The sequence below is a fragment of the Microbacterium sp. T3-8 genome (assembly GCF_055398145.1).
The window spans coordinates 219,606-237,571 of the sequence record NZ_AP027918.1; the positions used below are offsets into that span (position 1 = coordinate 219,606).

At 70.5% G+C, this 17,966-nt stretch carries 17 protein-coding genes; 10 read left to right on the plus strand and 7 right to left on the minus strand.

Annotation, left to right across the window (positions count from 1 at the left end):
* Nucleotides 1-53: 53 nt before the first annotated feature.
* Together ACZ5Y9_RS01100 and ACZ5Y9_RS01105 are read right to left on the minus strand one after the other, a co-directional pair.
* Nucleotides 54-1,235, minus strand: a complete 1,182-nt coding sequence (locus ACZ5Y9_RS01100; protein WP_464472022.1) for an exo-beta-N-acetylmuramidase NamZ family protein — start codon at nt 1,233-1,235, stop codon at nt 54-56.
* A gap of 4 nt (nt 1,236-1,239) precedes the next feature.
* Nucleotides 1,240-2,106 carry a MurR/RpiR family transcriptional regulator gene (locus tag ACZ5Y9_RS01105; protein ID WP_464472023.1) on the minus strand — a complete coding sequence of 289 codons (867 nt, stop codon included), beginning with the start codon at nt 2,104-2,106 and terminating at the stop codon, nt 1,240-1,242.
* 152 nt (nt 2,107-2,258) lie between these two features.
* On the opposite strand from ACZ5Y9_RS01105, the gene ACZ5Y9_RS01110 reads away from it, so the two are divergent.
* The 8 genes from ACZ5Y9_RS01110 (at nt 2,259) to ACZ5Y9_RS01145 (ending at nt 9,861) form a co-directional block, all read left to right on the plus strand.
* On the plus strand, nt 2,259-3,545 hold the full coding sequence (locus tag ACZ5Y9_RS01110; protein ID WP_247624130.1) for an ABC transporter substrate-binding protein: 1,287 nt from the start codon (nt 2,259-2,261) through the stop codon (nt 3,543-3,545).
* A 55-nt stretch (nt 3,546-3,600) separates the two neighbouring features.
* The gene (locus ACZ5Y9_RS01115; protein WP_247624129.1) at nt 3,601-4,575 is read left to right on the plus strand and encodes a carbohydrate ABC transporter permease; all 975 of its coding nucleotides are present in this window, start codon (nt 3,601-3,603) and stop codon (nt 4,573-4,575) included.
* Entirely contained in the window at nt 4,575-5,495 is a 921-nt protein-coding gene (locus ACZ5Y9_RS01120) for a carbohydrate ABC transporter permease (protein WP_247624128.1), read from the plus strand. The genes ACZ5Y9_RS01115 and ACZ5Y9_RS01120 overlap by 1 nt, the downstream gene beginning before the upstream one ends.
* Before the next feature lie 7 nt (nt 5,496-5,502).
* Nucleotides 5,503-6,462: a serine hydrolase domain-containing protein gene (locus ACZ5Y9_RS01125; protein WP_247624127.1), complete on the plus strand. Its 960-nt coding sequence runs from the start codon at nt 5,503-5,505 to the stop codon at nt 6,460-6,462.
* A 173-nt stretch (nt 6,463-6,635) separates the two neighbouring features.
* A complete protein-coding gene (locus ACZ5Y9_RS01130; protein ID WP_247624126.1) occupies nt 6,636-7,313 on the plus strand; it encodes a response regulator transcription factor in 678 nt (225 codons plus the stop codon).
* Complete coding sequence (locus ACZ5Y9_RS01135) at nt 7,306-8,649, plus strand: HAMP domain-containing sensor histidine kinase (RefSeq protein ID WP_247624125.1); 1,344 nt, start codon at nt 7,306-7,308, stop codon at nt 8,647-8,649. Before ACZ5Y9_RS01130 ends, ACZ5Y9_RS01135 begins: the two co-directional genes overlap by 8 nt.
* 165 nt (nt 8,650-8,814) lie before the next feature.
* Entirely contained in the window at nt 8,815-9,612 is a 798-nt protein-coding gene (locus ACZ5Y9_RS01140; RefSeq protein ID WP_464472024.1) for a hypothetical protein, read from the plus strand.
* A gap of 30 nt (nt 9,613-9,642) precedes the next feature.
* On the plus strand, nt 9,643-9,861 hold the full coding sequence (locus ACZ5Y9_RS01145; RefSeq protein WP_247624123.1) for an RNA-binding S4 domain-containing protein: 219 nt from the start codon (nt 9,643-9,645) through the stop codon (nt 9,859-9,861).
* 12 nt (nt 9,862-9,873) lie between these two features.
* On the opposite strand, the gene ACZ5Y9_RS01150 is transcribed toward ACZ5Y9_RS01145, so the two are convergent.
* From ACZ5Y9_RS01150 to ACZ5Y9_RS01170, 5 genes are all read right to left on the minus strand, one after another.
* Nucleotides 9,874-10,434 carry a dihydrofolate reductase family protein gene (locus ACZ5Y9_RS01150; protein WP_247624122.1) on the minus strand — a complete coding sequence of 187 codons (561 nt, stop codon included), beginning with the start codon at nt 10,432-10,434 and terminating at the stop codon, nt 9,874-9,876.
* An 85-nt stretch (nt 10,435-10,519) separates the two neighbouring features.
* A complete protein-coding gene (locus ACZ5Y9_RS01155; RefSeq protein WP_464472025.1) occupies nt 10,520-11,875 on the minus strand; it encodes an O-acetylhomoserine aminocarboxypropyltransferase/cysteine synthase family protein in 1,356 nt (451 codons plus the stop codon).
* A complete protein-coding gene (locus tag ACZ5Y9_RS01160; protein WP_404597054.1) occupies nt 11,872-13,227 on the minus strand; it encodes an NtaA/DmoA family FMN-dependent monooxygenase in 1,356 nt (451 codons plus the stop codon). The genes ACZ5Y9_RS01155 and ACZ5Y9_RS01160 overlap by 4 nt, the downstream gene beginning before the upstream one ends.
* Nucleotides 13,224-14,549, minus strand: coding sequence for an LLM class flavin-dependent oxidoreductase (locus ACZ5Y9_RS01165; protein ID WP_464472026.1), 1,326 nt, complete (start codon nt 14,547-14,549; stop codon nt 13,224-13,226). The genes ACZ5Y9_RS01160 and ACZ5Y9_RS01165 overlap by 4 nt, the downstream gene beginning before the upstream one ends.
* Nucleotides 14,546-15,580, minus strand: a complete 1,035-nt coding sequence (locus ACZ5Y9_RS01170; RefSeq protein WP_464472027.1) for an LLM class flavin-dependent oxidoreductase — start codon at nt 15,578-15,580, stop codon at nt 14,546-14,548. Before ACZ5Y9_RS01170 ends, ACZ5Y9_RS01165 begins: the two co-directional genes overlap by 4 nt.
* Before the next feature lie 181 nt (nt 15,581-15,761).
* Here ACZ5Y9_RS01170 and ACZ5Y9_RS01175 point away from each other — a divergent pair, with 181 nt between their 5' ends.
* Together ACZ5Y9_RS01175 and ACZ5Y9_RS01180 are read left to right on the plus strand one after the other, a co-directional pair.
* Complete coding sequence (locus tag ACZ5Y9_RS01175; RefSeq protein ID WP_247624117.1) at nt 15,762-16,244, plus strand: DUF427 domain-containing protein; 483 nt, start codon at nt 15,762-15,764, stop codon at nt 16,242-16,244.
* Between the two features lie 4 nt (nt 16,245-16,248).
* Complete coding sequence (locus ACZ5Y9_RS01180; protein ID WP_464472028.1) at nt 16,249-17,484, plus strand: catalase; 1,236 nt, start codon at nt 16,249-16,251, stop codon at nt 17,482-17,484.
* The last annotated feature ends 482 nt before the right edge of the window (nt 17,485-17,966 follow it).

Consider the following 17,966-nt stretch of genomic DNA (forward strand, 5'->3'; position numbering starts at 1 on the left):
TGCGGGGCGGGGGGCGCTTCGACGGGCTCAGCGACCCAGCGGGGCGCGGACCCTCAGACGTACAGGAGGTCGTCGGCGACAGCATCCGCCCAGCCCGGCACCGCCAGGCGCGCGGGGTCGTCCCACTCGCCCGCGACGATCTGCGCGAAGGCACCGCGCACACCGAAGAGCTTCTCGAGCGGGCTCCAGTCCGACTCCCCCGGCATCGGCACGAGCGAGCGCTCGACGAGCGCGCCCGGGTGCAGCTCCTCGATCAGCGACAGCAACCGCACGCCCGCCGACACGGGGCGCAGCGCCTCGGCATCCGTCACGTGCAGGATGATGCCCTCGCACGCCTCGCCCGCGTGGTCGCGCACGAGCGGGGTGAACCCGTAGGGCACGGCGGCCAGTCCCGGCAGGCCCGCGGCGTTGACGGCGGAGGCGTAGCGTTCCCCGTCGATGAACGGCGCCGCGATCACGCGGAACGGCACGGCGGTGCTGCGACCCTCCGACACGTTCACGCCCTCGGCGAGACACGTGCCGGGGTACAGCAGCGTCGTGGTGGGGCTCGGCAGGTTCGGCGACGGCGGCATCCAGGTGCCCTCCCCTCCGCCGATCGTCGCACCGCGGGTGAGCCCCCCCACCTCGACGACCTCGAGGTCGACGTCGATGCCGCGCGTGCGCACCCAGTGCCGGGCGAGTTCACCGATCGTGAGGCCGTGGCGGATCGGCATCGTCCAGCGGCCGACGAGGGACTGCGCGCCCTCGTCGAGCATCGGCCCCTCCGCGCGATCGAGCCGCCCGCCGAGCGGGTTCGGGCGATCGAGCACGACGACCGCGACGCCCGCATCGGCGCAGGCCTCGAGCAGGTGGCTCATCGTCCAGATGTACGTGTAGAAACGGGCGCCGACGTCGGGCAGGTCGACGAGAACGACGTCGAGGTCGTCGAGATCGGATGCCGACGGCCGCACCGCTTCGCCGTAGAGGCTGCGCACCTCGACGCCGGTGACGGGATCGCGCAGGTCGCCGACGTGTTCTCCCTCTCGCGCCCGCCCGCTCAACCCGTGCTCGGGCCCGAACAGCCGCGCTAACGAGAAGCCCGTCGCGGCGAGCGCCTCCCTCCCCCGCAGCAGCCCGGAGGTGAGTGCGAGGTCGTTCGTCAGCATCCCGATCCTGCCGCCGGTGAGGCGGGCGAGCAGATCGGGGCGGATGTCGCGGCGGATCAGTCGGTCGATACCGAGGTGCAGGGCGGGCATGTGATCAGTCGATTCTGTGGTCGGTGACGGCGTTGAAGGTGCGCTGCAGGTTGTCGGCGATGGTGTCGTAGTCGGCCTGGGCGATGCGCGTGAACAGGAAGTCGAGCACTGCGAGCTGCGCGATGCGGCTGGCCATCGCGCCCGAGCGGAAGGTCGACTCGGAGACGGCGGTGAACAGCACGAGATCGCAGACCCGCGCGAGCGGCGAGCGCGGGTTGTTGGTGATCGCGATCGTGGTGGCGCCCGCACGAGCGGCGACCTCGGCCGACTGCACGATCTCGAGCGTGCGCCCGGAGTGCGAGATCGCGATGGCGACGTCGCGCTCGTCGAGCAGGGCGGCGCCGGTGAGCGCGAGATGCAGATCGGTGCGTGCCTGGGCCACGAGTCCGGCGCGGTGCAGTTTCTGCTCGAGATCTTGAGCGGCGAGTCCGCTCGATGCGGCGCCGTAGATGTCGATGCGGCGAGCGCCGCGCACGGCGCCGACGCACGTCTCGAGCACGTCGATGTCGACCTGGCGCGCGGTGCGCTCGATGGCGGATGCCTCGGCGAAGGCGATCTTGCGCACGGTCGTGAGGGCGTCGTCGTGGCGACTGACATCGCTCTCGGACACTTGGAAGCGCTCACGTTCGGAGGCCGTGCGGTCGAGTTCGGTGGCGAGGGCGAGGCGCAGATCGGGGTAGCCGGAGAAGCCGAGGCTCTGCGTGAAGCGGGCGATGCTGGCGACCGAGGTGCCCACGGCGAGCGCCAGCTGGGTGATGGAGTTGTCGACCGCGCTCTGCGGATCGGCGAGCACGTGGGAGGCGATCCGGCGCTCGGTGGGCGTGAGCACGGAGAGCCTCTGGTGGATGGCGGTCATCGCGCTGGTGGTCACGCCAAAAGGATTGCAGATTCGAATCAATAAGTGAAAGGAATTTTCAGAAAGCCCTTGATCTTCTGTAACTCATTGCCCAAAGTAGGGCAGAGGCATTCACAGCAGAGCGCCCCGGTCCCGTCCGACGGCTCTCATCAACCGAGAGGATTCCCATGCGACACCGCACCACCCGACTCGCGTTCACCGCGGGCCTTCTCGTCACCGGGCTCGCCGTCGCGGGCTGCGCTCCCGCCGCGTCCAGCGGTGACGGGGACGGCGAAGAGGTCACGCTCAAGATCTGGTCCTGGCAGGCATCCTCGTCGCCGAAGTGGGAAGCCGTCTTCGACAAGTACGAGGAATCGCACCCCGGCGTGACCATCGAGTTCGAGGGCTACCAGCCCACCGAGTACAACCAGATCCTCGCCACCGGCCTCGAGGGCAGCGACGGACCCGACATCGCCATGCTGCGCGCCTACGGCGGCATCCAGCCCGCGATCCAGTCGGAGCAGATCGTGCCGATCGACGACATCGTCGACGGTCTCGACCAGTTCGACCCGACCGTGCTGCGCGCCGCTCAGGGCAAGGACGACGGGGCCACCTACGGCGTGCCCTTCGCGTACCAGACCATGCAGATGTTCTACAACAAGACGATGTTCGACGAGATGGGCCTCGAGGAGCCCACCGACTGGGACGAGTTCATCGAGCTGCAGGACACCCTGCTCGACGAGGGCGTGACGCCGATGGCGCTCGGCGCCCGCGAGGACTGGGTGCTGCCGATGTTCCACGACATCGTGGGCTCGGCCAACTACGGCGGCGCCGACTTCGAGGAGAAGGTGCTCGCCGGCGAGACCGACTTCACCGACCCCGCCTACGTGTCGTCGCTGCAGATCGTGCAGGACATGCAGAAGTACCTCGACAAGAACGTCAACGCGATCGCCGTCGCCGACGCCGTGCTGCAGTTCACCTCGGGCCAGGCCGCGCAGTGGCCCGGCGGCTCGTTCGACCTGCCGACGTTCCAGAACTCGGCGCCCGACACCGAGTGGGGCGTGTACGAGGTGCCGCCGGCCCCCGGCAGCGCCCTCGACCACGCGGTCACCCCGGGCTACGCCGACGGCAGCTTCGGCATCAACGCCGCGAGCGAGAACCAGGATGCCGCGACCGAGCTGCTCAACTGGATGACCACGACGGAGTTCGGCCAGCTCGTCGCCGACGAGGTCGACCAGTTCTCGGCGCTCCCGGGCGTGACCTACTCCGACCCGCTCATGCAGGAGATGAACGAGGCGTACACCGCCAACCCGGCGCCGTACCTGCTGCTCGTCGACTTCCGCTACGGCGACCCGACCGGCACCGCAGTGCTCGGCCCGGACATCCAGGCGATGTTCCTCGGCGACAAGACGCCCGAGCAGCTCGGCGCCGACCTGCAGTCCGGGGTCTCCACCTGGTTCACCCCGGGTTCCTGATCCGAACACGAGGGGGCGTCGATCCGGCGCCCCCTCGCGGAGCGAAAGACACACCATGGCCCTGACCCTCCCCCTCCGGCGCGACCCCGCCACCTCGGGCGCCCCGAAACGCCGCACCCGCGCGGGCATCGCGCTGAGCACCCCCACGGCGGCGCTGTTCGTGCTGCCCGCGGCCGTGCTCTTCGCGGTGCTGATCCTCTACCCGATGCTCGCCGCGCTCAGCTACTCGTTCTTCGACTGGCAGGGCACCAAGCAGGGCGGCTTCGCCGGCGTCGCCAACTACATCACGCTCCTCACGAAGGAGCCGTACGCCTCCGAGCTGTGGAACGCGTTCGGGCACAACCTGCTGCTGTTCGCCGGGGCGCTCGTCTTCCAGAACTCACTCGGCCTCGGCATCGCGACGCTGCTGCATCGCCGCAAGCGCACCAAGCGCTTCTTCCAGACGATCTTCGCGCTCCCCTACCTCGTGAGCCCGATGGTCATCGGCTACCTGTGGTCGCTCATGCTGTCTCCGCTGTTCGGTCCGGTCAACGCGATCCTGCGCGGCGTGGGCCTCGAGAGCCTCGCCCTGCCGTGGCTCGGCGACCCGCAGCTCGCGATCTGGGTGATCGTGCTCGTGAGCGCCTGGCAGTGGCTCGGTTTCCCGATCCTGCTCTACGGCGCGGCGCTCGGCGGCATCCCCGAGGAGATCGAGGAGGCCGCGTCGCTCGACGGCGCGACCGCCGCCAAGCGCTTCCGCTACATCACCCTGCCGATGCTCACGCCCACGATCGGCATCATCACCGTGCTCACCTTCATCGGCAGCATGGAGGCGATGGCGATCCCGTTCGCCCTCGCCGGATCCAACGGCGCCCCGGCCGGGTCGACCGACGTGATGATGCTGCTCTTCTACCGCACCGCCTTCGAGTCGGGCAACCCGAACTCGATCGGCGTCTCCTCCGCGCTCGCGACGGTCCTCTTCATCTTCATCATGGTGATCTCGGTCGTGATCACCTCGACGATGCGTCGCGCCGAACGAAAGCTGTTCTGATGAGCACCGCCACCGAAACCCGCCCGGAGCCGACCACCGAGGCCATCGTCTCGGGCCGTCGCCCCGCCGCGCCCCGACGCCGGTCGAGCCGCACGAACGACACCCCGTTCATCGGACGCCTGTTCGCGAACGTGTTCCTGTGGGGATACGCGCTCGTCGCGATCGGCCCGCTGCTGCTCATGGTCAACAACTCGCTGCGCACCCAGCAGCAGATCGCGACCGAGCCGCTCGGCCTGCCCGTGCCGCCGACGTTCACGAGCTTCCAGAACGCGTGGATCACGGCATCCTTCGACACCTACTTCGTCAACTCGATCACCGTCACGGTCGGCTCGGTCATCGTGACCACCGTCGTGTCGGTGCTCGCGGCCTACGCGTTCGCCCGGGCGCGGGCGAAGTTCTTCCGGGGCATCGAGGCGGTGTTCCTCTCGGGCCTCATGCTGCCGGTGCACCTCGCGATCCTGCCGCTGTTCTATCTGCTCGACTCGCTCAAGATGACCAGCAACGTGTTCAGCCTGATCCTCGTGTACGGCGCCCTCGGCATCCCGTTCACGACCTTCGTGCTGACGGTCTTCTTCCGCGCCCTGCCGATCGAGCTCGAAGAGGCGGCGCGCATCGACGGCGCGGGTCCATTCCGCACCTTCGTGCAGATCCTGCTGCCGCTCGTGCGTCCGGCGCTCGCGACCGTGATCGTCTTCCGCTTCGTGCCCGTGTGGAACGACTTCTTCTACCCGCTGATCCTGCTGCGCGACCGTGACTCGTACACGCTGCCCGTCGGGCTCACCCGCTTCTTCGGCGAGTACTCCACCGACTGGCCGCAGCTGTTCGCGGGTCTCACGATCGCCACGATCCCGCTGGTCGTGCTGTTCCTGCTGGCCACCAAGCAGATCATCAACGGCCTCACCTCCGGCATGAGCAAGTGAGTCGCGCGTGGTGAACGGCGCTCCGGGGTCGGCGTGGGCATCGCTGCGGTCGATCGACGACGGTGCGGTGGTGCTCGGCTCCGCCGCCGATGACGAGCGGATGCCGTTGACCCCGGCGCACCTGTTCGACCTCGCCTCGCTCACCAAGACGTTCACGACCGTCGCCGTGCTGCGGCTCGTCGACGCCGGGCTGCTGGGGCTGGACGAGCCCGTGCGGTCGTTCGTGCCCGTCGGCTCGGAGGCCGATGGCGTGACGCTGCGGCAACTGCTCACGCATACGTCGGGCTTGCCGGCCGAGGGGCGGATGTGGCGGACCGGACTCACCGGGGAGGAGCTGCGCTCGGCGGTGCTCCGGTCGCCGCTCGTCGCGTCGCCGGGCTCGATGCACCGCTACTCGGACGTCGGATTCATCGCGGTCGGCGAGATCGTGGAGCGGGTCTCGGGGCGGGCGTTGGAGGCGCACGTGGCCGAGATCGCGGGGTTGCTCGGCGCATCGTCGTTGACCTGGCAGCCTTCGGCGGACCTCGCGGTGGCGACCGAGGTGCAGCCTCATCGCGGGCTCGTGCGCGGCGAGGTGCACGACGAGTTGGCTCACGCCCTCGGCCGCCCCGCGGGGCACGCCGGGCTCTTCGGGGCGGTCGAAGACGTGGCGGCGCTCGCGCGCATGATCCGCGACGACGGGGTCGGCGCCGGCGGACGCGTGCTGTCGGCCGACGGCATCCGTCTGATGACGACGCCCGCCGCGACCGCCGATGCCGGGTACGGACAGGCGGTCGGCCTGCGCGTGCGTGACGCGGCCTGGATGGGCGGGGCGGATGCCGTCGGCCACACCGGCTTCACGGGCACCGCGTTCGCGGTCTCGCGCTCGGGCGCCTTCGGCGTGCTGCTCACCAACCGCGTGCACCCGACTCGCGAGGGCACCGATCTCAGCACCGTGCGCCGGGAGTTCTTCTCGTTCCTCGGGTGAGGTGGGTTCCTCGTGCCGGGACGCTTCGACAAGCTCAGCGACCCCGTGTCGGTTCCTGAGCGAGCGGAGCGAGACGAAGGGCTTGCATCTCGATGCTCGGTTCGGTGCTCGTCGATCAGCCCTCGCGCCCCGACTTCAGCCGCGCTTCAGCAGAAAGGCAGCACACTGGAGGCATGCGCATTCTGGTGGTCGACGACGAGGTGCGTCTCGCCGACGCCGTGCGCCGCGGGCTCGAAGCCGAAGGGTTCGCGGTCGACGTCGCCCACAACGGGGTCGACGGGCTCTGGCGCGCCCGCGAGACCCGCTACGACGCGATCGTGCTCGACCTGATGATGCCGGGCATGAGCGGGTGGAAGGTGTGCGAGGCGCTGCGCGCCGAGGAGAACTGGACGCCCGTGCTCATGCTCACCGCCAAGGACGGCGAGTGGGACCAGGTCGAGGCCCTCGAGACCGGTGCCGACGACTACGTCACGAAGCCGTTCTCGTTCGCGATCCTCGTCGCCCGGATCCGCGCCCTCGTGCGCCGCGGGGCGGTCGCACGCCCGGCCGTGCTCGAAGCCGGAGACCTGCGCCTCGACCCCGCCGCCCACGACGTCTGGCGCGGCGAGACGCCGATCACCCTCACCGCCCGCGAGTTCTCGGTGCTCGAGTACCTCATGCGCCACCGCGGGCAGGTGATCTCGAAGCGCACCCTCATCGAGGGCGTGTGGGACGACGACTTCGACGGCGACCCGAACATCGTCGAGGTCTACGTCGGCCACCTGCGGCGGAAGGTCGACAAGCCCTTCGACCGCGAGGCGATCGAGACGATCCGCGGCGCCGGATATCGATTGGCGGCCGACGGTGGCTAGGCGCGGCTGGCGGTCGGTGCGCGGGCGCACCACGCTCGGTGCGACGGTCGTCGTGGCGGTGGCGCTGGCGATCGGCGCGGTGTCGTTCTACGGCATCCTGAGCGGGAGCATCCATTCGGCGACCGAGCGCTCCGCCGAGCAGCGCCTCGACGAGCTCGCCGAGCGGCTCGACCAGCCGGGCGGTCGCGGGCCCGACGGCGCCGACGGGCTCGGCGGGCTCGGCGGGCTCGATGACGAGATCGTGCAGATCATCGCCGACGACGGATCGGTGCGCGCCGCCAGCGAAGAGGCGCGGGATGCCCTCGGCTCGACCGCTCTGCCCGTCACCGACGACGCGATCACGATGACCATCGACGACGAACCGATGCTCGTGCTCTCGGACGACCTCGACGACGACCGGACCCTCGTGCTCGCCGTCTCGGTCGAGAACGACGCCGAGACACTGTCGACCGTCGCGGTTCTGCTCACCGTCGCCGTTCCGCTGCTGCTGCTGCTCGTCGCCGTGACGACGTGGCTCGTGACCGGACGCGCGCTGCGGCCGGTCAGTCGCATCCGCGAGGAGGTCGACGGCATCACCGCCGAACGCCTGCACCACCGGGTGGCGGTGCCCGACTCCGCCGACGAGATCGCGGCACTCGCGTCGACCATGAACGGGATGCTCGATCGGCTCGACGCGTCGGCGACGGCTCAGCGCAGATTCGTGTCGGATGCTTCGCACGAACTGCGATCGCCCCTCGCCGTGATCCGCCAGCACGCCGAGCTCGCCCAGGCCCACCCCTCGACCACGAGCATCGGCGAACTGGCCGAGGTCGTGTCGGACGAGGGGCTGCGGCTGCAGGGCATCGTGGAGTCGCTGCTGCTGCTCGCCCGCCTCGATGAGGGTGCCGGCTCGGTGCACGAGCCGGTCGACCTCGACGACATCGCGCTCGGAGAGCTGCGGCGACTGCGCTCCTCGGGGGTGGAGGTCGACGGGTCCGGCATCCGCGCCGCCCGCGTCGAGGGTGACCCGCGCCTGCTCGGGCAGTTGCTGCGCAACCTCGCCGACAACGCAGCCCGGCACGCGCAGGGCCGCGTGGCGATCGGGGTCGCGCCCGCCGACGGGTACGTGTTCGTCACCGTCGAGGACGACGGCGCGGGTGTGCCGGTCGACGAGCGGGAGCGGGTGTTCGAGCGCTTCGTGCGCCTCGACGAGGCGCGAAGCCGCGACGCCGGCGGCAGCGGACTCGGGCTCGCGATCGTGCGGGGTATCGCCGCGGCCTCGGGTGGAACGGTCGCCGTCGACGACTCCCGCTGGGGTGGCGCACGGTTCGTCGTGACGCTGCCGCTCGCGCGGTAGCGGCACGGAGCCAGTTCTCGTGGCGGGACGCTTCGACAGGCTCAGCGACCCAGCGCGACAAGGTCCCTGAGCCTGTCGAAGGGCCCACCGCACGGAGCCGCGTTCCTGAAGACCGCTTCAGGACGCTTCAGGGTGGCTTCAGCGGTGTCGCGGGAGCATGAAGCCATGAACGACAAGACCCCGAACCCCGACCAGACGCCCGAGTCCACGCCCGACGCTCCGACGGTGCCCGTGACCCCGACGACGGATGCCGCGACGCCCGCGCCGACCGCACCCTCGGCCGAAGCATCCGCCGCCCCTGCCGCTCCCGCCCCGAAGCCGGGACGCAAGCGCGCCCTGCTCATCGGCGGAGGAATCGCCGCGGCCGTGGTGCTCGCCGGCGGCGGCGTCGCCATCGGAGCGGCGATCGGCGACGACTTCGGTGACGACGACGACCGCCCCTCGATGTCGGACGGCCAGCGCCACGACGGCGACCGCGGAGACGACCGCGGACAGGACGACCGCTCCGACGACGGCGCGCCGCAGCAGGACGGCCCCGTGACCGGCATCGGTTCGGACTCCGCCGACGAGATCGTCGAGATCGCGGATGCCGCCCGCGGCGCCGCCGACGGCGAGGTCACCTCGATCGACGCGAAGCGCGACGGCACGTGGGAGGTCACGCTCGAGACGGCATCCGGTGACGAGTCCGAGGTGCGCGTCACCGCCGACCTCGCGACGAGCATCGTGTCGACGGATGCCGCCGACGGTGACGACACCGGCCCATCGCTGACCCTCGATGAGGCGACCATCCGCTCGCTCGTCGCCGCGGCGCTCGACGAGGCCGAGGGGCTCATCACCGACCTCGACGTCGACGACGACAGCGTCAGCCCCTACGACGTGTCGGTGCTCACGAGCGACAACCGCTCGATCGACATCGACCTCGACAGCGCCTTCGCCGTCGTCGGCACCGACCTCGACGACTGAGGCCCGCGCCGGGGCGGATACGATGCAGGGATGAGCGCTATCGACGACGTCTCCATCGGCGGTGAGGTGATCCGCCTCGGCCAGTTCCTGAAGTTCGCGGGACTCATCGATTCCGGCGGCGACGCGAAAGAGGCGATCATCGACGGCTTCGTGAAGGTCAACGGCGAGGTCGACCGCCGCCGCGGGCGCCAGCTGCACGACGGCGACCTGGTGTCGTTCGAGGCCCGCACGGTGCGCGTACGCCCCTGACCCGATCCGCCGTCAGGCGCCGGCGACCTGATACCTCAGGTACATCAGCCCTCCGTCGAAACGGTGCTCGTCGATCAGGTCGAGATCGAGGCGAACCCCGTCGGGGAAGAACCGCAGCCCGCCGCCCACGATGCCGGGCCCGATGAACATCTGGAACTCGTCGACCAGGCCCGCGCGGATCGCCTCGGCCGCGATGGTGGGGCCGTCGATCGTGAGGTCGTGCGGCAGTTCGTCCTTCCACCGCGCGACCGCCTCCGGGTCGAACTCGCGCTCGATACGGGTGCGGGCGCTCGACACCTCGGCCAGCGTGCGCGAGAAGACGATCTTGTCGGCCTTCTGCCAGCTCAGGGCGTAGTCGATGCCCTCCTGCGGCTGGTCGGGCTCGAGGTGCGCGGTCTCCCAGTACGACATCGTCTCGTACATGCGCCGGCCGTACAGGTAGGTGCCGACGTCGTCGAACCGTTCAGTGATGAAGGCGTGCACGCCCGGGTCGAGCGCCCAGTCGAACCCGCCGTCCGGACCGCTCGCGTAGCCGTCGAGCGACGTGATCATGGAGTAGATGAGGCGTCCCATGGGGCGACGGTACCCCGCCCGCTCGGGCGGCGATAGGGGGTGCGCACGCGGTGGGACCCTTCGAGAAATGGGGCGGATGCTCCGCTCAGACCGCGAGCAGACGCCGCGGCGAGACCGCCTCCACCGGCACCTCCGCCCTCGCCGATGACGCCCCCGCGACCCCCGCGACCGCACCGAGCGCCCGATCGAGATCCGCGACGAGGTCGTCGAGGTCTTCCAACCCGATCGACAACCGCAGCAGACCGGGGTGGATGCCGGCGGCGGCGAGCTCGTCGGCATCGCGCAGCACGTGCGTGGTGGTGGCGGGGTGCAGCACGAGAGAGCGCACATCGCCGAGATGGGTCATGCGGGTGAAGACGCGCAGGGCGTTCGTGAAGGCGCGAGCCCCGTCGACCCCACCGCGCACGGTGACGGCGAGCACCGCCCCGAATCCGCGCGTGAGGTAGCGGCGGGCGACGGCGTGGTGCGGGCTCGACGGCAGCCCGCTGTAGTCGACGGACTCGACCTGCGGATGCCCCTCCAACCAGCGCGCCAGGTGCAGTGCCGAGTCGGACTGCCGTTGCACGCGCAGCGACAGCGTCTCGATCCCCTGCAGGATGAGGAAGGCGTTGAGCGGCGACGGCACCGGCCCGTACCGCATCGCGACGCGGCGGGCGAAGTCGAGGAACGCCGTGTGCGGCGAGCGCTCGGCGAAGGTGAGTCCGTCGGGCCCGGGCGTGCGGGCGATCTGCGGGTAGGCGTCGGCGTGGGCCGCCCACGGGAACGTTCCGCCGTCGACGATGACTCCGCCCAGCACCGTGCCGTGGCCGGCGAGGAACTTGCTCGCCGAGTGCACGACGATGTCGGCGCCGTCTTCGAGGGGCCGCAGCAGGTAGGGCGTCGCGAGCGTGTTGTCGACGACGAACGGAATCGCGTGCCGACGGGTGAGGCGGGCGAGGGCGGCGACGTCGAGCACGTCGTTCTTGGGGTTGGGGATCGATTCGGCGAACACCACACGGGTGTTCGGACGGATGCCGCGCTCCCACGCCGCGAGGTCGTTCGGGTCCGCGACGAAGTCGACGGTCACGCCGAGGCGGGCGAGGTCGTCGCGGAGCAGTTCGCGGGTGCCCTCGTAGATGCTCGACGAGGAGAGCACGTGGTCGCCGGTCGAGACGAGGGCGAGGATCGTGGTGGCGACCGCGGCCTGTCCGCTGCCGACGAGCAGCGCCGCGGAGGCCGACTCGAGATCGGCGATGCGGCGCTCCGCGGCGGCGTTCGTGGGGTTGCCCACGCGCGTGTAGCTGAAGCCCTCGTCGGTGCCCGCGAAGCGCGCATGCGCCTGATCGAAGTCGTCGAACACGAAGCCCGCGCTGAGGTGGATGGGTGTCGCGCGTGGCGCGTGCGGCCCGTCGTACCGCTCCCCCGCGTGCAGCTGCCGCGTGCTGAATCCGAGGCCGCTCATGACAGCACCGACTCCGGCACCCGGCGCTCGGGCCGCGCGCGACCGAACCGCTCGCCGAGCGTGCTCTCCTCGTACGCGCGCCGGGTGAGGCCCCGCAGCTGGAGCTCGGGCACCACCTGGTCGACGAACTCGCGGAACCCGGTCGGCTGCGTGAGCGCCTGCACGACGAAGCCGTCAGCGGCGCCGGTCTCGAAGCGCTCCTGGATGTCGTCGGCGATCTCGAACGCCGTACCCACCGACACCGACTCCCAGAACGACTCGGCGTACAACTCCCGCGCCGTCAGGCGCTCCCCCGCCTGCAGCCGCGCGAGGCGCCGGTTCGGCGACTTCGACTCGTTGGCGATGCCGGCGGCGACACCGCCCGCGGCACCGGCGTCCGACTCGAGCGCGATCACGGCATCCGGATCCGCGCTCAGCACCTGCCCGATCGAGTGCGCGACGTCTTCGACGATCAACGCGTCGGGTGTGGACGCGAGGATGCGTGCGGCCTCGGCCCGGGCATCCGCCGTCGTCTCGCCCACGACCGGGCGGTACTGCGGCAGGATCGCGACGTCTCCGGGGTCGCGCCCGTGGGCGACCACACGCGCCTTGAGCCCGGCGGAGAACCGCTGCGCCTCGGCGAGCGGCAGCGAGCGGGCGAACACGGCATCCGCGGTCGCCGCCGCCAGCTCCTGCCCGGCCTCCGACCCGCCGGCCTGGAAGAGCAGCGGATGCCCCTGCGGAGGTCGCGCGATGTTGAGGGGCCCGCGCACCGCGAAATGGTCTCCCCGATGATCGGTCACGTGCAGCTTCTCGGGGTCGGCGAACAGCCCGCTCGTGCGATCGGCGAGGATCGCATCGTCGGCCCAGCTGTCCCAGAGCAACTGCACCACGTCGACGAACTCCCGCCCGCGCTCGTACCGCAGCGCGTGGTCGAGGTGCGCATCGCCGCCGAAGTTGCGGGCCTCCTCGGGGTAGCGCGAGGTGACGAGGTTCCAGGCGGCGCGTCCACGGCTGATGTGATCGAGCGAGGCGAGCGCTCGGGCCACGTGGTACGGCTCGTTGTAGCTGGTCGAGACCGTGGCCGCGAGCCCGATCCGGCTCGTGCGCGCGGCGAGCGCCGACAGCAGCGTGAGCGGTTCGAGCCGGGTCTGACCGTAGTGGTCGATCCCCGAGGGGAAGCGATCCCAGAAGTACAGCCCGTCGGCGAGGAAGAGCGTGTCGAAGATGCCGCGCTCGGCGGTCTGCGCGAAGTCGGCGTAGTAGTCGATGTCGACGTGCCGGTGCGGCTCGGCGTCGTCGTGACGCCAACCCGAGACGTGCGACCCTCCCGGGTGGAAGAGGAAAGCGGCGAGGAGCAGTCGACGGGTCATGCGGCGTACCTTCCGGCGGGGCGGGCGAGGCCGAGGTTCTCGCGCAGGGTGTCGCCCGCGTACTCCCCCGGGTAGATTCCGTGATCGGTCAGGCGGGGCACGATGTGCTCGACGAACCGGGTGAGGGTGTCGGGCAGGGTCGGCGCCATCAGGATGAACCCGTCGGCCGCACCGTTCTCGTACCTCTCGATGAGGTGGGCGGCGAGGGTGTCGGGCGTGCCGACGGTGAAGCGGCGGCGCAGCACCTCCCACGCCAGCTCCCGCAGCGTGTAGGGGCGCTGCGCGAGCAGGTCGGCGATCGCCTTGTACCCCGACTTCGACTGGTTGAACCCCTCGTGATCGAAGTCGAAGGTGAACGTCTCGTCGACGTCGCGCTCGCCCAGATCGACGCCCAGGTAGTGCGCGAGCAGGTCGACCTGCACCCGCTCGGGGGTGAGCTCGGCGAGCTCGCGGAACCGCTCCTCGGCATCCGCATCGGTGTCGCCGATGATCGGCGAGAACCACGGCAGCACCTTCAGATCGTCGGCCCCGCGGCCTGCGGCGAGCGCCCGCCGCTTGTAGTCGTCGTAGAGCTTCTGGCCCGACGCGAGCGATCCACCGCCGAGGGTGAAGACGGCATCCGCCGTGCGACCCGCCAACGCTCGGCCGGCCTCCGACGCCCCGGCCTGGAACAGCGGCGGATGCCCCTGCACCGGGCGAGGGATGTTGAGCGGTCCGCGCACGGCGAAGTGCTCGCCGCGATGTTCGAGCACGTGGAGCTTCGAGCGGTCGGCGTAACGCCCGGAGCTCTTGTCGAAGATGAAGGCGTCGTCGTCCCAGCCGTCCCAGAGACCGTTCACGACGTCGACGAACTCGGCGCCGCGCTCGTAGCGGATGCCGTGGTCGAGGTGCGTGTCGCGGCCGAAGTTGCGGGCCTCCTCGTCGCTCGCGCTGGTGACCAGGTTCCACGCCGCGCGGCCGTGGCTGAGGTGGTCGAGCGAGGCGAGCTTGCGGGCCACGTGATACGGCTCGTTGTAGGTGGTCGAGACCGTGGCGGCGAGGCCGATCTTCGTCGTCAGCTGCGAGAGCGCGCTGAGCAGCGTGAACGGTTCGAGGCGCACGTTGGTGCCGTGCTCGATGCCCGAACGGAACCGATCCCACACGTACAGCTCGTCGGCGAGGAACAGTGTCGCGAAGCGCCCGGACTCGGCGGTCTGCGCGAAGCGGGTCCAGTAGTCGAGGTCGAGGTACGACGACGCGTCGGCGCCCGACCTCCAGCCGGTGATGTGCTCGCCGCCCGGGTAGAACACGCCGGCCGCGAAGACGAGGGGCGCGCGGCTCATGCGGCCACCTCGCGGCGGATCGCCGCGTTCAGCGCCGGTGCGACGTCGGAGGTGAAGAGCTCGAGGGCGTCCTTCTGCTGCTCGAGCGAACGGTAGAGGCCATCGAGCTGCAACTGGATCTGCGTCGTGTGGGCGAACGCCGGGTGGGTCGCGATCGACGCCGCGATGTCGTCGGCCGTGCCGTAGTGCAGGTTGAGGCGCTCGGCGATCTGCGCGGTCGAGTCGGCCTGGGGCAGGAAGTCCCGCGCCCACTGCCACTTCGCGATCAGCCCCTCCTCGGCCTGGGCGAGGGCCTCCTCACGCGTGCGGCCGGGGAAGATCCACGTCGACAAGCCGAGCCGCGGCACCGCCCCCTCGGCGAGACCCCGGTGGTACGCCTCGGCCGACACCTCGCCCGGCACGACCTGGGTCGTGCCGATCAGCACGCCCTCGCCGCGCTGACCGGTCTCGTACGCGCTCTGCGCGGTGAGGGTCGCGTGCCAGATCCGGTCGGCGAGGTCCGGTCGCGCCGGGGCGATCACCTCGCCGTCGACGGTCACGGCCTCGCCGCGCAGGGCGGCGGCCAGCCGATCGACGGCCTCGAGATAGGCCCGGCGGCTCTGCGTGCGATCGCCGATGTGCGGGATGCCGAACGCGGATGCCGTCTGCGGCTGTCCACCGTTCGCGAGCCCCAACTCCACCCGGCCCCCGCTGAGTGCGTCGAGCACCGCGGCATCCTCCGCCACCCGCAGCACCTGCTCGAGCGGAAGCGTGATCGCCGCCGTGCCCAGCCGCAGTGTCGAGGTGCGCGCGGCGAGGGCGCCCAGGAACACGAACGGCGACGGTAGGCCACCCAGCCGACCGGCATCCGGTTTCGCCAGATGGAACTGACGCACCCACGCCGACCCGACGCCCAGCCCCTCGGCATGGACGAACAGATCGAGGTAGTCGAGGTACGTCTGCTCAACCGCGCCGCGATGATCGGCGAGGTGCGCGAACAGACCGATGTGCAGGGACTCGGTGACGCCGGCGGGCGAGTGCGGGGTTGACATGGCGCCACGTTAGAGCGGCCCCTCGACGAGCGGAACGGTGCGGTTCACGGGGCGTCAACGCCGGTCACGCGGAGACCGCGCGCGTCATCCGGAGTCATGTGTCGTCACCGAGAGGAACCATCGTCGCGCGATCCGGGCGACGGGGCTTTGATGGGCGTGTCATCCGACCGAGGAGGAGAAGATGCTCGAACCCACCGCGACGCTCGTGATCCAGCACGCGACGTTCCTCTTCGGCGCCCGGCCACCCCGAAGGAGGAACACCATGACCGATTCCGCCGTGCTCGACGCCCCCGGCATCGCCACCGACGGCCTCGTGCACCTGACCGCGCACGAGGGAACGGTGGAGGTCTGGAGCGGCGACGAACGCATCGCCACCAGCTCGAACGTCATCGAACTGCACGAGGTCGACGTGCCCACGCGGCTCTACTTCCCGCGCGGCGACGTCGACCTCACCCGGCTGCGCCGCGTCGAGAACACCACGTTCTGCCCGTTCAAGGGCGTCGCCAGCGACTACTGGGCCCTCGCCGACGGTGCGGATGCCTCGCCCGTCGCGTGGTCGTACCCCGAACCCATCAGCGCGTTCACGCCCATCGGCGGGCACATCGCGTTCTACGACTCCCTCGAGATCCGCCCCGTGGGCGACGGCCCCGGCGCAAAGGCCTGACCCGGTGAGCACGGGGACCACCGCACGTCGCGCCGACTACCCGGCCGCCGACCCCGGACCGGTCCCCGTGCGCATCCGCCACTCGAAGGGCGGGGGTGCGCTCGGCTTCTTCGAGACCACCGGCGACGTGCGCGCCTTCACGCGCGCGGGGCTCTTCCAGCCCGGCATCCGCACCGATGTCGTCGTGCGATTCTCGGCGACTCTCGGCTACCGGGGCAGCCGCGAGGCCTGGCGCGACCTGCGCGGTTTCGCCGTGAAGTTCCTCACCCCCGACGGCGAGTACGACCTCGTCGGCAACAACTCCCCCGTCTTCTTCCTGCGTGACGAGGCGAAGTTCGCCTCTCTCGTCGTCGCCCACAAGATGTACCGCGACGGCTCGGTCTTCGACTACGACCGGCTCTGGGACTTCTGGACCCGCAACCCCGAGTCCGCCCACCAGGTGGCGTGGCTGCTGAGCGACCGCGGCATCCCGCGGTCGTGGCGGCACCAGGACGGCTTCGGATCGCACACGTTCCAGTGGGTGAGTGCCGCCGGCGAGCGCTTCTGGGTCAAGTACCACCTGCGCACCGACCAGGGCATCTCGAACCTCTCCGACGACGAGGCATCCGAGATCGACGAGACCGAGGTCGACCATCAGCGGCACGACCTGCGCGCCGCGATCGACCGGGGAGAGCATCCGTCGTGGACGCTGTCGGTGCAGGTCATGCCCGACGACGACGCCCGCAGCGCCCCGTTCAACGCGTTCGACCTCACCAAGACCTGGCCGAAAGCGTCGTATCCGCTGATCGAGGTCGGCCGGCTCGTGCTCGACCGCAACCCCGACGACGAGGTCGCCGAGATCGAGCAGGCGGCGTTCGCCCCGTCGAGCTTCGTTCCCGGCATCGGCCCGAGCCCCGACCCGATGCTGCTCTCGCGCATCGACAGCTACTGGCGCTTCCACCGGCACCGCGTGCAGGAGGGGGTCGCGAGTCGTGCGGTCGCGCCGTTCACGGCATCCGCCCGCGGCTGGGACGACGACCTCGCCGCGCAGGCCCGGGAGTGGGACGCCGACGACGACTTCCGCCAGGCGGGCGACCTCGTGCGCCGCGTGCTCGACGATGCCGGCCGAGCGAGGTTGCGCGGCGTGGTCGTGTCGCAGCTCGCCGAGATCACCGACCCGGCGCTGCGCGACCGCGCCGTGGAGTTCTGGCGCCGCATCGACGCGGCCGAGGGTGCGGCGATCGCCGACGCTCTCACGTGACCCGGTCAGTCGGGCCATTCGCGGCGCAGGTCCTCGAGGTACCCGACCGGATAGACCTGGTCGCACTAGCCCGCCAGGGACACGAACGCCCTGTTCCCGGAATCGGCGCGGGCGAGCGGACCGTGTGCGGACGAGATGTTCTGATGCGTCCCGCGAGTGTACGCGCGACAGGCGGACGCCGTCCTAACTCAGGACAAACGGGCGGAATCGGGCCAGAAACAATGGATTTCGGTCCGCCGAGCTCGGTTTGTCCTGAGTTGGGTACGCAGGGGCCGCGCATAACTCCGGAGAATCGGGAAGATCGGGCCGGATTCGGCTGTTTCAAGGCCCGGCGGACGCGTTCTTGAGGAGTTATGAACGCGGGCCGCTCGGATTCGGGTCCCGGAACTTGTCGAAGGGTCCCGCCCCGCGATGCTTCGACAAGCTCAGCAACCCAGGGCTCAATCTCAGCAACGCAGGACTCACGCTCATCAACGCAGGGC